General features: G+C 65.2%; 12 protein-coding genes. 4 read left to right on the top strand and 8 right to left on the bottom strand.

The genetic code is table 11. The features are described 5' to 3' along the window. The first annotated feature begins 30 nt into the window (after positions 1 to 30). Complete coding sequence (locus C0V72_RS03215) at positions 31 to 2853, top strand: Rne/Rng family ribonuclease (protein ID WP_101791776.1); 2823 nt, start codon at positions 31 to 33, stop codon at positions 2851 to 2853. A 61-nt stretch (positions 2854 to 2914) separates the two neighbouring features. Here the strand turns inward: C0V72_RS03215 and C0V72_RS03210 are convergent, their stop codons facing one another. After that, on the bottom strand, positions 2915 to 3547 hold the full coding sequence (locus C0V72_RS03210; RefSeq protein WP_101791775.1) for a class I SAM-dependent methyltransferase: 633 nt from the start codon (positions 3545 to 3547) through the stop codon (positions 2915 to 2917). Positions 3548 to 3609: 62 nt separating this feature from the next. After that, on the bottom strand, positions 3610 to 4365 hold the full coding sequence (locus C0V72_RS03205) for an SDR family NAD(P)-dependent oxidoreductase (protein ID WP_101791839.1): 756 nt from the start codon (positions 4363 to 4365) through the stop codon (positions 3610 to 3612). A gap of 141 nt (positions 4366 to 4506) precedes the next feature. Between C0V72_RS03205 and C0V72_RS03200 the strand changes: the two genes are divergently transcribed. The 3 genes from C0V72_RS03200 to zapE are packed head-to-tail and all read left to right on the top strand — an operon-like array spanning position 4507 to position 6944. After that, on the top strand, positions 4507 to 5286 hold the full coding sequence (locus tag C0V72_RS03200; RefSeq protein ID WP_101791774.1) for a succinate dehydrogenase iron-sulfur subunit: 780 nt from the start codon (positions 4507 to 4509) through the stop codon (positions 5284 to 5286). A gap of 32 nt (positions 5287 to 5318) precedes the next feature. After that, entirely contained in the window at positions 5319 to 5816 is a 498-nt protein-coding gene (locus C0V72_RS03195; RefSeq protein ID WP_143704516.1) for a PaaI family thioesterase, read from the top strand. A gap of 6 nt (positions 5817 to 5822) precedes the next feature. Continuing rightward, positions 5823 to 6944: a cell division protein ZapE gene (zapE, locus tag C0V72_RS03190; RefSeq protein ID WP_101791773.1), complete on the top strand. Its 1122-nt coding sequence runs from the start codon at positions 5823 to 5825 to the stop codon at positions 6942 to 6944. A gap of 113 nt (positions 6945 to 7057) precedes the next feature. Here the strand turns inward: zapE and C0V72_RS03185 are convergent, their stop codons facing one another. Genes C0V72_RS03185 through C0V72_RS03160 form a run of 6 tightly spaced genes read right to left on the bottom strand, consistent with a single transcriptional unit; the run spans position 7058 to position 14351 of the window. Continuing rightward, the gene (locus C0V72_RS03185) at positions 7058 to 8956 is read right to left on the bottom strand and encodes an XrtA/PEP-CTERM system amidotransferase (protein ID WP_101791772.1); all 1899 of its coding nucleotides are present in this window, start codon (positions 8954 to 8956) and stop codon (positions 7058 to 7060) included. 11 nt (positions 8957 to 8967) lie between these two features. Beyond that, positions 8968 to 9972 (bottom strand): exosortase A, encoded by a 1005-nt coding sequence (gene xrtA / locus C0V72_RS03180; protein ID WP_101791771.1) that lies wholly within the window; start codon positions 9970 to 9972, stop codon positions 8968 to 8970. Continuing rightward, positions 9962 to 11188 (bottom strand): TIGR03087 family PEP-CTERM/XrtA system glycosyltransferase, encoded by a 1227-nt coding sequence (locus tag C0V72_RS03175; protein ID WP_101791770.1) that lies wholly within the window; start codon positions 11186 to 11188, stop codon positions 9962 to 9964. Before C0V72_RS03175 ends, xrtA begins: the two co-directional genes overlap by 11 nt. 10 nt (positions 11189 to 11198) lie before the next feature. Continuing rightward, a complete protein-coding gene (locus C0V72_RS03170; RefSeq protein ID WP_101791769.1) occupies positions 11199 to 12260 on the bottom strand; it encodes a FemAB family XrtA/PEP-CTERM system-associated protein in 1062 nt (353 codons plus the stop codon). Further along, the gene (locus C0V72_RS03165; RefSeq protein ID WP_172438889.1) at positions 12257 to 13177 is read right to left on the bottom strand and encodes an XrtA system polysaccharide deacetylase; all 921 of its coding nucleotides are present in this window, start codon (positions 13175 to 13177) and stop codon (positions 12257 to 12259) included. Before C0V72_RS03165 ends, C0V72_RS03170 begins: the two co-directional genes overlap by 4 nt. A gap of 4 nt (positions 13178 to 13181) precedes the next feature. Next, entirely contained in the window at positions 13182 to 14351 is a 1170-nt protein-coding gene (locus tag C0V72_RS03160; RefSeq protein ID WP_101791768.1) for an XrtA/PEP-CTERM system-associated ATPase, read from the bottom strand. Positions 14352 to 14364 lie beyond the last annotated feature (13 nt).

The raw sequence follows: 14364 nt of genomic DNA, 5'->3' as shown, positions 1-14364 counted from the left end.
GGGCAAGGCCGGGCGCATGGAGACTATTGAATGTCAACGCGCATGCTTATCGATGCGCGCCACCCGGAAGAAACCCGGGTGGCGGTACTGCAAGGCAACCGGATTGAGGAGTTCGACTTTGAATCTGCCGAACACAAGCAGATCAAAGGCAATATCTATCTCGCCAAGGTAACCCGGGTTGAACCCTCGTTGCAGGCGGCCTTCGTCGACTTTGGCGGCAACCGTCACGGGTTCCTCGCCTTCAGCGAAATCCACCCCGATTATTACCAGATCCCCAAGGCGGATCGCGATGCGCTGCTGGCCGAAGAGGCTGAGGCCGCCGAAGAAGAAGAGCGTCTGCGCGCCGAGGAAGAGGATGAAGGCATCTCTCCCGGCGAAGAATACGACGCTGAAGACAACAGCGGCGAATCGCTCGCTGAAGACTTTGCCGAAAATGGCGTGGAAGAGGTCGACACTTCCGACAAGGACGACGTCGCCACATTCGAAGGCGGCGCATCGGATGACGACGGCGCCGATGACAATCACAGCGACGATCATGACGACCAGAACGGCGAAGAATCGGCCGAAGGGTCAGATCAGGACCGTGGCCGAGGCCGCCGCGGACGCCGCCGTCAGGGCAGCAAGGGCGGCGACAATCCCGCCAACAGCAAGGGCGCCCGCAGCCGCGCCAAGCAGGTCGATGAAGTTCGCGCCAAGCGCATGGCGCTGCGTCGCCGCTACAAAATCCAGGACGTGATCCAGCGCCGCCAGGTGCTGCTGGTGCAGGTCGTCAAGGAAGAACGCGGCAACAAGGGTGCGGCGCTGACCACCTATCTCAGCCTTGCCGGGCGCTATACCGTGCTGATGCCCAACAGCTCCAGCGGGGGCGGGATCAGCCGCAAGATCAGCTCGACCAGCGATCGCAAGCGCCTGAAGGACATGGTGTCCGACTTGAAGCTGCCCAAGACCATGGGCCTGATCGTGCGCACCGCCGGCATGAGCCGCACCAAGCCCGAGATCAAGCGTGACTTCGATTACCTCGCCCGCGTGTGGGACGACATCCGCGAAAACACGCTGGCATCGGTGGCGCCGGCGCTGATCCATTCGGACAGCGACCTGATCAAGCGCGCGATCCGCGACATCTACAACAAGGAAATCGAGGAAGTCGTCGTCGAAGGTGAGGAGGGCTACAAGTCCGCCAAGGCCTTCATGAAGATGCTGATGCCCAGCCATGCGCGCCGGGTGAAGGCTTATTCGGACCCCGTGCCGCTGTTCCAGCGCTATGGCGCCGAAGACCAGCTGCGCGCGATGTATGATCCGATGGTGCAGCTGAAAAGCGGTGGCTATCTCATCATCAATCCGACCGAAGCGCTGGTGTCGATCGACATCAACTCCGGGCGTTCGACCAAGGAACACGGGATCGAGGCGACCGCGCTCCATACCAACCTTGAAGCCGCGCGCGAAATCGCCCGCCAGCTGCGCCTGCGCGACATGGCGGGCCTGGTCGTGATCGACTTCATCGACATGGAGTATTCGAACAACGTCCGTAAGGTCGAAAAGGCCATGAAGGACGCGCTGAAGAACGACCGTGCGCGCATTCAGGTGGGCCGGATCAGCTCGTTCGGGCTGATGGAAATGAGCCGCCAACGCCTGCGTACCGGCGTGCTGGAAGCAACCACCCGCCCCTGCCCGCACTGCGATGGCACGGGCCTCGTTCGCACCGCTTCATCGGCAGGCCTGTCGGCGCTGCGTCTCATCGAAGACGAAGCGGCGCGCGGCAAGGGCACGCAAATTCGCCTGTCCGCCAGCACCGAGGCTGCGATTTACCTGCTCAATGAAAAGCGCAGCGATCTGGTCGAGATCGAACAGCGTTACGGCGTGAATGTCGCTGTCATCCCTGAGGGTGAAGACGAAGGCGCGAAGATGAGCGTTTCCAGCTCCGGCCCGCGCCCGGCCTTCGCCCCCAAGTTCGAGCCGATCATCGACGATGACGATGATGATCTGCCCGAGGACGAGGAAGACTTCGCCGAAGAAGAGGCCGAGGCAGACGCCGAACAGCGTGAACCGCGCCAACCCCGCCGCGAACGCGCCGATGCCGAGGATGAGGCAGGGCGAAACAAGAAGAAGCGTCGCCGCCGCCGTGGCGGGCGCAACCGTAATCGCGGTGAAGATGGCGAAGGCGCCGAGGGCGAAAGCACTGGGGGCGAAAGCACCGGGGACAACGCCGAAACCGGCGAAGACGGCGACGATAACGGCAATGCGCCTAACGAAGCCGGCAGCGATGAGGCCTTTGCCGAAGGCGCGACGGACAGCGAAGGCCGCCCCAAGAAGCGTCGCCGGCGCGGTGGCCGGGGTCGCAAGCGCCGCGATGGAACCTACGAAGGCGACGCCGGTGAAGCGGGCGATGACGCCGATGCGGCAGCCATCGAGGACGCTGCCCCTGCCGACGCCGAGGTTCCGGAAGCCAGCACGCCCGTAGCGGAGCCGGAAATCAGTGCGGAAGCAGCAGAAGCGGCGCCGGCCGAAAAGCCCAAGCGCAAGCGTGCGCCGCGCAAGACCAAGGCGATGCTCGCCGCTGAAGCGGAAGCTGCCGCCGAAGCCGACAGCGCTCCGGAAGCAGAGGCCACCGCCGACATTGTCGAAGCGGCCCCAGCGGAAAAGCCCAAGCGCAAGCGCGCGCCGCGCAAGGCCAAGGTGGTTGAGGCAGAGCCTGCCGAAACCGCGGAAGCCACCGAGCCGGCGGCGGTAGCCGCTCCGGTTGTGGCCGAGGCAGCGGAAGCGGCAGACGCGGTTCCCGCGCCCAAAAGCGATGCTGCACCCGAAGGCGAGGCAAAGCCGCGGCGCGGCTGGTGGCAACGCACATTCGGCGAATAATCGCACGCCGATCAGGCCAAGCATTTCGGGGCGGGAGCGGGCAACCTCTCCCGCCCCTTTGTTATCGGGATTTGCGGGCGATGCCCCACTCCATCCACCCGGCAAACCGCGGGGCGTTGGGGGTATAGCCCTGGCCCAGCGTCTCGACCGCAAAGCCCGCGCTTGTCAGCGCTTCGCCGATGGGCCGGGTCAGATGACATCCCCCTGCAAGGCGCTTCCAGACCGGTTCGATCCGTTCCTGCCAGCGGCGCACATCGCGATCGGGCGCACGGCCATGTTCGAGGAACAGCGCCTGCCCGCCGGGGCGCAGGATGCGATGCAGCTCGTGCATCACCTGTCCGGGATCGCTCACCGAACACAAGGTGAAGGTGCACACCACGCAGTCGAAACTGGCGTCAGCAAAGGGTATGGCCTCGCCCCGCCCTTGCCTGAGATCAGCGGCCCAACCCTTGGCCTGTGCAGCCTCGCGCGCGGCGCCGAGCAAGCCTTCATGCGGATCAATCCCGGCATAGGACGTGATCGCAGCGGCATCATAAAAGGCGTGATTGATCCCGCCGCCGCAGCCCAGTTCAAACACATCACCGCGCGCCATGGGCACCACGGCCGCGCGGCGTTTCATCACCTGCCCCTGGCTACAGGCGCAAGTGATGAGGCGCGGCATGATATTCGCCTCGTACCAGCTGGAAATCCCCATCGCCTTCCCCTTCCCGCTCGGCTGTAGCGCGAAGATGGGACGAGAACAGCTGTGCTTTGTGCTCAGGCCGGGACTTCTGCGCCGCGAAAATCGAAGACCTTGCCGGACTGTTCCGGTGTCAGACCGGAAAGCACGGCCAGCAAATTGGCCGCAGCATCGGCTGGCCGGGTCAGCTGACCTTCTGCAAGGCCCGACTGGAACGGCTGGGACAGGGCGCTATCAACCGTGCCGGGATGCAGGCCCACGATCACGCTTTCGGGATGCGTGCGCGCCATTTCCAGCGCAAAGTTGCGCAGCAGCATATTGAGCGCCGCCTTGCTCGCCCGGTAAGAATGCCACCCGCCAAGCCGATTGTCCGAAATCGATCCGACCCGCGCTGACAGCGCGGCAAAGGTGAAGGCAGACCCGCGCGGCATAATGCCCAGCATATGCTTGGCGATCAGCGCCGGGCCGATAGTGTTGAGGGCCAGCACTTCGGCCATCGTGGCCGGATCGAGGCGTTTGTACGTCCGCTCCGGCCCGGTGCCGTCAGGCAAGGTCAGCACGCCGGTTGCCGCGATTACCAACTCGGGCGGATCATCCCGCATTGCGTCTGCCGCAGCAGCAATGCTGGCCTCGTCCTTCAGATCGAAGGCAAAGGGCCGGATGCCCGCCCCATCTGGGCCAAGCCCGGCGCGCGACCCGGCATGGATCACCGCGGTTCCGCCCGCCGCCAGGCCCTCGCACAAGGCGCGGCCGATCCCGCCACTGGCGCCAAAAACGGCAGCGACGCGGGGCCAGCGCGGGCTGTCTTGCGAAAATTGGGGTGCACGTGTCATCATTGGGCCAAGCGCATGGCCGTGCGCATGGTTCCGGCTGGTGTGGTGCATTCAACTCTTGTGCAAAAGCACGCAACAGCGCCCGCTTGCACCGGCACACAATCGCGTTAGATAGGTGCCAACTCGAAACGGGATCAGTTCATGGCGACCTTCACTCTCCCCAAGAATTCCAAGATCAATAACGCTGGCAAGGTGCACAAGGCATCCGGCGGGCGCGTGAAGGCGTTCAAGGTCTATCGCTACGATCCCGATTCCGGCCAGAACCCGCGGTATGACAAGTTCGAAATCAACCTCGACGAATGCGGGCCGATGGTGCTGGACGCGCTGTTCAAGATCAAGAACGAGGTCGATCCCACCCTGACCTTCCGCCGGTCGTGCCGCGAAGGCATCTGCGGGTCGTGTTCGATGAACATCAACGGCAAGAACGGCCTGGCCTGCACCACCGCGATCGAAGACCTCAAGGGCGAGATTCGCATTACCCCGCTGCCGCACATGGACGTGATCAAGGATCTGGTGCCTGATTTCACGCACTTCTACGCGCAATATGCCTCGATCCGCCCGTGGCTGCAAACCGTCACCCCCACGCCGAGCGGCAAGGAGCGGCTGCAATCGCCCGAACAGCGCGAACAGCTTGATGGCCTTTACGAGTGCATCCTGTGCGCCTGCTGCTCGACCAGCTGCCCATCTTATTGGTGGAACAGCGACAAGTTCCTCGGCCCGGCGATCTTGCTTCAGGCCTATCGCTGGCTGGCGGATAGCCGCGACGAGATGACGGGTGAGCGTCTGGACGATCTGGAAGACCCGTTCCGCCTCTATCGCTGCCACACGATCATGAACTGCGCGAATGTGTGCCCCAAGGGCCTCAGCCCCGCTAAGGCGATCGCTGAAACCAAGAAGATGATGGCCGAACGCGCGATCTGATTTTCGCAGACCGACCTGACAGGCGCGAAGATATGGCGAGCAGCAAACCCTTGGGCGCGCCGTTCGATCACCATGCGCTCGCGCCCGAAGAATGCGGCGGCGAGGCAGGCTGGCACAGCTGGAATCTGGTGGATCGCACGCGGTTCAATACCGCTGTTCTGGGCGACATGCGGGTGCGCAAGGAAGGCGACAAATGCCGCCTGCGGATGTTACCCGAACGCCGCCACACCAATCTGGGTGACAACATCCACGGCGCGGTGACGCTGGGGTTGATCGATATTGCCCTGTTCGCCGCGATGCACATCAACGGCAGCGGCGAGGCGGGGCCATCGGTGACGGTTGAATTGTCCACCCAGTTTGTGGGCGCGGGCGATCCTTCTCGGCCGCTCGATGCGGTGAGCGAGATTGTGCGCGAAACCGGGCGGATGCTGTTCCTGCGCGGCTTTGCCACGCAGCCTCGCGCTGATGGCGGCGAAGACATCATCGCCAGCTATTCAGGCATTGTGCGCAAGATGCGCAGCCAAGCCTGACCAGGCATGCCCGGACTGCTGGCCCGTTATGATGCGCTGATTGCCAGCGGCGAATTGCGCGCAGACCCCGATCAGCGCGCAGCGGCCGAGCGGCTGGCGCGGTTGCAGGACGAGCTTGAGGCACCCCCGCCCAAAAAGAGCCTGTTCGCCCGCCTGACCGGCACCCGCGAAGCCACGCCCGACCCGCGCGGGGTCTACCTGTGGGGCGGTGTCGGGCGCGGCAAGTCGATGCTGATGGACCTGTTCGTCGAAACGCTCGGCCTGTCTGCCAAGCGTCGGGTCCACTTCCACGCCTTCATGCTGGAGGTCGACCGCCGCATCGCCGATGCCCGCAAGGCGGAACGCCGCGACCCGCTGATCGCCGTTGCACAGGACATGGCGCGCGATCTGCGCTGCCTCGCGTTTGACGAGATGGTGGTCAACAACACCGCCGATGCTGCAATCATGGGGCGGTTTTTCACGGCGCTGATGGAAATGGGGACTGTGATCGTCACCACCAGCAATCGCCCGCCGCAAGACCTCTACAAGGACGGGCTGAACCGCTCGCTGTTCCTGCCATTCATTGATCTGGTGATCCGCCGGATGGATGTGCTGTCGCTCAATGGCCAGACCGACTACCGGCTCGACCGCATCGGCGGGATGGCGATGTGGCATGCACCGCTGGGTGACGCAGCAACTGCGCAGGTGCGTGAGGCGTTCTTTCGTCTCACCGACTTCGAACCCGAAGACGCTGCCCATGTGCCCAGCGGCACGCTTGATCTGGGCGGCGGGCGCACGCTCGATGTGCCCAAAAGCCTCAAGGGGGTGGGCGTGTTCAGCTTCAAGAAGCTGTGCGGCGCTAACCGCGGTGCGGCGGACTATCTCGCCATTGCGCGCAGCTTTCACACAGTCATCCTCGTCGGCATTCCGCGCATGGGGCCGGAGAACCGCAACGAGGCGATCCGCTTTACCAAGCTGATCGATGCGCTCTACGAACACCGCGTAAAGCTGTTTGTGACCGCCGCCGCCGCGCCCGAAGCGCTGTATCAGGCAGGCGACGGGGCGTTTGAATTCGAGCGGACGGTGAGCCGCCTCAACGAAATGCAGAGCGCCGATTACATGGCGCTCGGGCATGGGGCCGAGGACTAGGTCCTGCCTGCGTTCGTCCTGAGCTTGTCGAGGGGCCGCACTTTCTTCAGGCCGAGGCTGAAGCGGAAGAACCGCCCTTCGACAAGCTCAGGGCGAACGGGAGGGAGAGTGGTTTAACCGCTCACCCCCAACTGGGTCAGCGACTTTTCCAGCATCAGCAATTGCCACAGCGTGCGCGAATGGTCCGCGCGGCCCCCGATATGCGCCTCGGCCATCGCGCTGATTGACTTGGCATCGAAAAACCCGGTCTGCGCCAGCCCGCCGCTGGCCCCGATCCCGCGCGCCGCGCTGGCAAGCGGCCCGCGCAGCCATTCGGCAATCGGCGTGACGAAGCCCTGTTTGGGGCGGTAGAGGATGTCATGCGGCAGATAGCGTTCGAGCGATTTCTTCAGCAGATATTTGCCGGTGCTGCCGCGCACCCGCATGCCTTCGGGCAGGCGCGCGGCGAATTCGACCAGACGATGATCCAGCAGCGGCTCGCGCGCTTCAAGGCTCACCGCCATGCTCGTCCGGTCGACCTTGGTGAGAATGTCGCCGGGCATCCAGAACGCAAGGTCGGCATATTGCGCCCGGTCGAGGCCCGAGCGGCCCGGCGCGGCGCGCATCAGGGCGATGAGTTCATCCTCGCCCCGGAAGCCATCAAGGCTGGCGGCAAAGGCATCGGAATAGAGCGCACGGCGTGCATCAGGCAGTGTCACGGATAGCCCGCGCGCATAGCCTTCCTCCCCGCTTTCAGCCAGCGCCAGCAAGGTCGCCTTGGCGCGCAAGGGGCGCGGTGCCCAGTCGGCCTTGGGCCATGCGCGGCCCAGCGCGCCGAACAACGGGGCGCGAAGGCCCGCGGGCAGGACGGAACGGGCGCGTTCTTCATGATGATGGAACACCTGCCGCCGGTATCCGCCGAAAGCCTCGTCGGCCCCATCACCCGACAGGGCCACGGTCACCCGCTCGCGCGCCAATTGGCACACGCGCCATGTCGGCAAGGCCGAGGCATCGGCGAAGGGCTCGTCGAACATCGCGGCCAGCTGATCGATGGCGCCAAAATCATCGGTCGCAACGATCCGTTCGGCATGGTCTGCGCCAAACTTCGCGGCAACCTGACGCGCGTAAGACGTCTCGTCATAGGCGGCGACATCGAAACCGATGGAACACGTCTGCACCGGCTGGCTGCTGGCCTCGCTCATCAGCGCGACCACGCCCGAACTGTCCACCCCGCCCGACAGAAACGCGCCCAGCGGCACGTCCGCCACCATCCGTGATCGCACGCCTTCGCGCAGCAAATGCACCAGCTGCGCCGACAGATCGGCCTCGCTTCCCCGCTCGCGCTGGGTGAAGTCGATGTCCCACCAGCGCTGCGGGCGGCCCGGCGCGCGGCCCTGCTCCAGCAGCCAGAAATGGCCGGCCGGCAGCTTCTCCACGCCTGCAAGGATCGAGTGCGTATCGGGGACATAGCCCCAGGTCATGTAAGCCTCGATCGCCTGCGGGCTCACCCGGCGGCGCAGCAGCGGATGCGCCAGCAGGCCTTTCAGCTCCGAGGCAAAGGCAATGCTGCCGTCCGACAGCGGCGCATAGAACAGCGGCTTCACCCCAAAGCGGTCGCGGGCCAGGAACAGCTGGCGCTTGTCGCGGTCATACAGCGCAAAGGCGAACATCCCGTCGAACCGCTTGAGGCAATCCGGCCCCCAGCGCTGCCACGCGGCAAGGATCACCTCGGTATCGCCCGAGGTGCGGAAGGTGAAACCAGCCTGTTCGAGCTCACAGCGCAATTCGCGGAAATTGTAGATCTCGCCGTTGAAGACGATCACCGCCCTGCCATCGGGCGTGTGCATCGGCTGCGGGGACCCCGCGAGGTCGATGATCGACAACCGGCGATGGCCAAGGCCGATACCTTGGCCCGTCCACACCCCTGCGCCGTCCGGCCCGCGGTGGGCGAGCGCATCGCACATCCGCTCAACCCGCAACGGGTCGACCGGCTTGGGCGTTTCGGCATGAAAGATCCCGGCAATCCCGCACATGGTCTTGCCGCCTAAAGCAGCGCGGCCAGCGCGGCAACGCCCGCAAGGACGATGATCGCGAGCGCGGCGCTGGTGGGCGCAAAGCGCAGCGCCTCGGCGCGGACGACGCTGGGCCAGCTGGCGATGGTCTCGGCCCGCCAGCCATAATCTTCCGGCTCGCGGTCGAAAAACCGCCATGCCCCGCCCAGCATGGCAACGACCACGATCGCAAAGAAAATCCAGCCATAGACGATGTGATCGAACCCGCTCGCCCGCTCGGCCCCGATAAATTGCGCGACATAGATCGTCGCCCATGCGCGCACGCCGTTGGCAAGGATCGGCACGATGATGCAGGCGGCCAGGAATACCGTGCGGCGGCGCCAGTGGGTGAAGCGGGTAAAGCAGACCAGCACGGCAAGCGTCACCATCGCAATCAGGAACTTTACGCCCGAACAGGCCTCGGCGACGATGAACAGGCCGGCGGGGGTGTAGATATGAATGCCCTCGATCCGCGCCGGAACGCCGCTGAGATGCGTGAGCGCGATGGCGATTTCGGCGGTGATGGTTTGCAGCGGCGCGATGATCTCGTCGCCGAAGGGCACCATAAAGCTGGCAAAGGCGAGCGGCAGCGCCAGCAGCAAGCTGACCCGCACCCCCAGCACCGTCAGGACCGCCGCTTGCACCGCGGCCACCGCGCCTGCCTGAGCCAGCAGGTTGATCCCCGAAGCCTCGCCCGCGCCCCACAGGCCGAGTGCCGCTGCCACCAGCAACAGGCCGGGCCAGAAGGCTTGCGGGGTCAGCGCGGCCAGTTCCTCCTCTTTCAGCGCCGCGAGCCAGGCCGCGATGAAGGGGACAAACAGCAGGTGGTTATAGGTGTCGATATTCCACCACTGGTGCAGCATCGCGCCCCAGCTATGGGCTGTGACCGCTATCAGCACAAACACCGCCGCCCCCAATGATGCGAGCGGTGTGCGCCATGGCGCGGGTAGGCTGGCCGAAACGGGAGGTGCTGGCAAAGCCGTGCTTTCAGGCGGCATGGCGCTGGCCCTCCGCGGCGATGCCGACCAGCCCTGCAAGCGGGGCCATCATCGCCTCCCAACCGTGATGACCGATCACGAAAGCCCTTGCCGCTGCGCCGATCCGGGCGGGTGCGTCAGGATTTGAAAGCAGGGCTTCAATCGCGGTGCACATGGCGGCGGGATCGGGCGGGCAGACCAGCCAATCGGTGCCATCGCGCGCGGCAATTCCGGTCGCGGCGTCGGGCGTCAGCACCACCGGCTTGGCCATCGCCATCGCCTCCAGCACCTTGTTCTGCACCCCGCGGGCGATCAGCAGCGGGGCGAGCACGGCGTCGGCAGCGGCGATGAAGGGGCGCACATCGGGAACCTCGCCCCACACCTGCACGCCGGGGGTGCCATGATAGGCCATCAGCTTGCCCGTCGGGTTGCGGCCGACGACATGGAACACCGCTTGCGGATAACGGGCGCGCAGTTTGGGCATCAACGCCTCGATCACCCACAAGGCGGCCTGTTCGTTGGGCCGGTAATCCATCTGGCCGGTGAACGTGAAATGCGGCCCTGGAACGCTGGCCAGCGCCGGATGCGGGATAGTGGCGGCAGGATCGAAGAAACCCGCATCGATCCCGTTGCCGATGACCTCGACTTTGATCCGCCCGGGCGCGGTCAAGCGGCTGCGATAAAGCGCGGCCTCCGCTTGCGAAATCAGGATCGTCGCATCGGCGCGAGCACCAAGCCGTTCTTCCTCCACCGCCAGCAACCGCGCCTCGCGGGTGTTGAGCCACACGCGCTCGCCATTTTCGGCGTAGCTGGCGAACTTCGCGCTATCGACATCGCACAGGTCTATCACCACGCGGCCCGTGAAATCAGCCGGAACATATTGCCCCATCTGGCCCGAAAACACGACGATGGCGGCAATATCATGGCGGGCAATGGTCTCGCGCACCCAAGCGGCTAGCTTGCGGGAACGGAACGCGGTGAGGCTGACCGGCTTGCCTGTCAGCACCGCCTCAACCCCGGCGAGCGGCAGCGGCTTGGTGCGCGGCGCAATGCAGCAGGACGCCGCTATGTCGTCCAGGGCGGCCTCGCCCGCGCCCGTGCCCTGCCCTTCGCCAAAGCAACCGACATGCACCGGCGCGAGCCGTGCCAACGCTTTCAGCAGATTGTGCGACCGGATGCGATCACCCCGGTCCGGCGGGAAGGGCACCCGGTGCGCGAGGAACAAAATTGCGCCCATCACGCCCCCCCTAAGCCAGCCCGCGCGCGATCCACGGCCCCAGCGTGTTGGCGACCGGCAGCGGCAGCTTCTTCCACAGCGCGATCTTGCGGCTGTAGCTGGCATCGGTCGGATCAATGTTGCGCGGCGGCTGGCCGGGCGCAGTCCATGCGCCATAGGTTAGTGGCACCGGATCAAAGCCCCAGTTCTTCTTGAAGGCGAACGGCCCGCTACCGGTTTTGGAGCGCCCGAAATCGAAGCGGGCGATGCCCTGCCGGCGGGCATGGAGCATCAGCTCGTAATACATCACTTCGTTGGCGCGAGCGGCCCGCGCGGCAAACACGCCGCCGCCCCAGAAGGGCAGCACCGCGCCGCCGTGATAGAAGCTGAGCACGCTCGCCAGCGGGGTATCGCCCTGCCAGACGGTGAGGATGTCGCTGGCCTCGGCAAAGGCGTCCAGCATCGCGGCAAACAACCGCTTTGGGAACACCGGCGTGCCAAGATTGCGCACACTCTCGCTATAGCAGGCGTAATGGGCCGCCAGATCTTGCGCGCTCCGCCCGATGGTCATGCGGTGCCCAAAACCAAGGCCTTTGCGCACTTCGGCACGGGCCTTGCGCGGGATCGCGAGCAATTCCGCTTCGTCGTCAGCGGCAAGCGCGCGTTCAAAGCCGCAATGCTTGTCTGACCAGCACTCCCAGCCTTCGGGCACCTTGCCGCCGCGCAATTCGATCCCGGCAAAGCCGCCTTGTATGGCCATTGCCTGGGCCGCATCGGCCAGCGCGTCGGCAGTTGCAGGCATGCCCGCGATGATCCCGCCGCCGACGCCAAACCCGCTCGACACCAGTGCCTTGCCAAACAGCGCCGATCGCACCTGCGTCATCGGCAACCAGCCTGTCACCGTGCCAAGCCGTTCGGCCACAATCCCGGCGGCGCGTTGGCCGGTGCCGGCTTCTACCGCCAGCAACCATGCCGGGCGGTGAAACAGGCTTGCGCCGCTTTCTGCCACAAAGCCTTCGATCCGGCGCAATTCGTGCCCGTCACGCAGATCAACGACGCGCACCACTTCGCCGGCTTTCACCGGCGCGTTCATGCGGCAAGGCCTTCAGCCGGGCCGGCCAGCACCAGATCGCCTGCCCGCGCCGCTTCGCGGTGAGCGACCATGTCCATCCGCCCCCAGCGGAAATCATGGACCAGCCCGCGCAGCTTGTCCGCCATCTTTGCAAGGCCCGTGTAATGCCGAAACCGCGAACGCAGCGGCGCATGGCCCACGCGCGGTTGATCGGGATCGACCTCCCACGGGTGGAAATAGAACACTGCCGGGCGCCCATCAGTGCGGTTCACCTGCCGGATCGCCCAGCGCGAAAAGCCATAAGGCAGCACGCGGAAAAACCCGCCCCCGCCCGCTGCCACACGCCGCCCGCCAAGGATCGCGGTGGTCACCGGCAGTTCGATCATCGAGGACCACGGCAACGGCCTGAAGGCAAAGCGCGGCGCTTCGGGCCAGCCATAATGGTCGTGCACCACCGGCGCGACGCTGCTGGAATAGGCATAGCCTTGTTCGGCCAGCTCGGCAAAAGCCCAAGGGGTGCGCTGATCGATCGAAAAGCTTGGCGCGCGGTAGCCGGTGACCTTCACCCCGCTCGCATCTTCCAAAATCGCGCGCGCCTTGCGGATATCCTCGGCAAACTCGGCGCGTGTGAAGGTGAACACCCGCGCATGATCATAGCCGTGGCTGGCGATTTCGTGCCCCGCATCGACGATCCGGCGGATCATCTCCGGGTGCCGCTCGGCCACCCAGCCCAGCGTGAAGAACGTCGCCTTCACATCGGCCTCGGCGAACAGGTCGATCACGCGGTAGACGTTGTCCTCCACGCGGGTCTTGATGCTGTCCCATTCGCCGCGGGCGATGACGTTTTCAAAGGCGCCAACCTGAAACCAGTCTTCGACATCAACCGAAAGGCCGTTGACGATGCCGGGCACCGGCGACGCGGAAAAAGGCGCGTTCATGATCCTAGGCCGCCTCGCGCGACCGGTCATCCTCAAGCCATTCGATCAGCATCGTCAGCACGTGGCGGAAGGATTGTTCCTGCTCTTCAAGCCGCGCTTCGAGCCGTTCGAGTTCAGCGGCCAGGCGGGCTTCGTTGATGCGGGCATCCTCAGGCGAGAGCGCCTCGCCATCGGCCCCTTCGCGGCCAAGGCGAGCGCCTTGCAAGGCGGTGATCGCCGCTTCCAGTTCGGCGGTGCGCGCATCACGTTCGGCCAGCAGGGCGGCAACTTCGGTGGCAGGCAGAGTGCCGGGGGCTGCGGGCGCAGGGGCGGTGGGCCCGGCGGGCGCGGAATGCAGATCGCTGCCGCGCGCACCGCGGGTCTGATCGGCCGCCATTTCGCTGATGACATCACCCAGCATGGCCAGCGAAAGCAGGTCGCGCTCCTCAATCGCCCCCAGCAGCAACAGGCGGTTCATCACCTGATTGACCCGCCGCGGGATCCCGCCTGTCTGGCGATACAGGGCATCGATCAGCCCGGGTTCAAAGCCAGGCTGACCGTCCCACCCGACATGGCCAAGCCGGTGGCGGACATAATGTTCGACCTCTTCGGCATCCAGCGCATCAAGGTGATGGGACGCGATGATCCGCTGGCGCAATTGCTCCAGCCCCGGATGGTGCGCGACGGTGCGGCGGAATTCGGGCTGACCCAGCAGCAGGCTTTGCAGCAAGGGGTGCGAGCCAAGCTGGAAGTTCGACAGCATGCGCAGTTCTTCCAGCGCATCAAGGCCAAGGTTCTGGCATTCGTCCACCACCAGCAGGCAGCGCCGGCCCGCGCGGGCCTCGTCCTGGAAAAAGCGTTCGAGCGCGCCCAGCGCGCCGGCCTTGTCATGCCCCTCAACCGCCAGTCCGAACGCCTGCGCGACAACATGGACGACCTGATCGCTGTCGAGCGCGGTGGTCACCACCTGCGCAGCCGTGAGCGCCGACGGATCAATGCGCTCCATCAAATGCGCCACCAGCGTCGATTTGCCCGCGCCGACCTCGCCGGTGATGACGATGAAGCCTTCGCCTTGGCTGAGGCCATAGCCCAGATAGCTCATCGCCTTCTTGTGGCCGGTGCTTTCAAAGTAGAATTGCGGATCGGGGGTCAGCTGAAAGGGGCGCCCGCTGAAACCGTAGAACTGTTCGTACATGAGGTCTTGCACT

It is taken from the genome of Porphyrobacter sp. TH134, from assembly GCF_002855495.1.
Classification (GTDB): domain Bacteria; phylum Pseudomonadota; class Alphaproteobacteria; order Sphingomonadales; family Sphingomonadaceae; genus Erythrobacter.
Note: the sequence above shows the minus strand (reverse complement) of the source record. Positions and strands in the feature narration are given on the sequence as shown.

Coding starts and splice junctions, on each gene's coding strand:
- C0V72_RS03160 (WP_101791768.1), bottom strand. CDS start 14,351: ATGTACGAACAGTTCTACGGTTTCAGCGGGCGCCCCTTTCAGCTGACC.
- C0V72_RS03200 (WP_101791774.1), top strand. CDS start 4,507: ATGGCGACCTTCACTCTCCCCAAGAATTCCAAGATCAATAACGCTGGC.
- C0V72_RS03175 (WP_101791770.1), bottom strand. CDS start 11,188: ATGGGCGCAATTTTGTTCCTCGCGCACCGGGTGCCCTTCCCGCCGGAC.
- C0V72_RS03165 (WP_172438889.1), bottom strand. CDS start 13,177: ATGAACGCGCCTTTTTCCGCGTCGCCGGTGCCCGGCATCGTCAACGGC.
- C0V72_RS03205 (WP_101791839.1), bottom strand. CDS start 4,365: ATGACACGTGCACCCCAATTTTCGCAAGACAGCCCGCGCTGGCCCCGC.
- C0V72_RS03210 (WP_101791775.1), bottom strand. CDS start 3,547: ATGGGGATTTCCAGCTGGTACGAGGCGAATATCATGCCGCGCCTCATC.
- xrtA (WP_101791771.1), bottom strand. CDS start 9,972: ATGCCGCCTGAAAGCACGGCTTTGCCAGCACCTCCCGTTTCGGCCAGC.
- C0V72_RS03215 (WP_101791776.1), top strand. CDS start 31: ATGTCAACGCGCATGCTTATCGATGCGCGCCACCCGGAAGAAACCCGG.
- C0V72_RS03170 (WP_101791769.1), bottom strand. CDS start 12,260: ATGAACGCGCCGGTGAAAGCCGGCGAAGTGGTGCGCGTCGTTGATCTG.
- C0V72_RS03195 (WP_143704516.1), top strand. CDS start 5,319: ATGGCGAGCAGCAAACCCTTGGGCGCGCCGTTCGATCACCATGCGCTC.
- C0V72_RS03185 (WP_101791772.1), bottom strand. CDS start 8,956: ATGTGCGGGATTGCCGGGATCTTTCATGCCGAAACGCCCAAGCCGGTC.
- zapE (WP_101791773.1), top strand. CDS start 5,823: ATGCCCGGACTGCTGGCCCGTTATGATGCGCTGATTGCCAGCGGCGAA.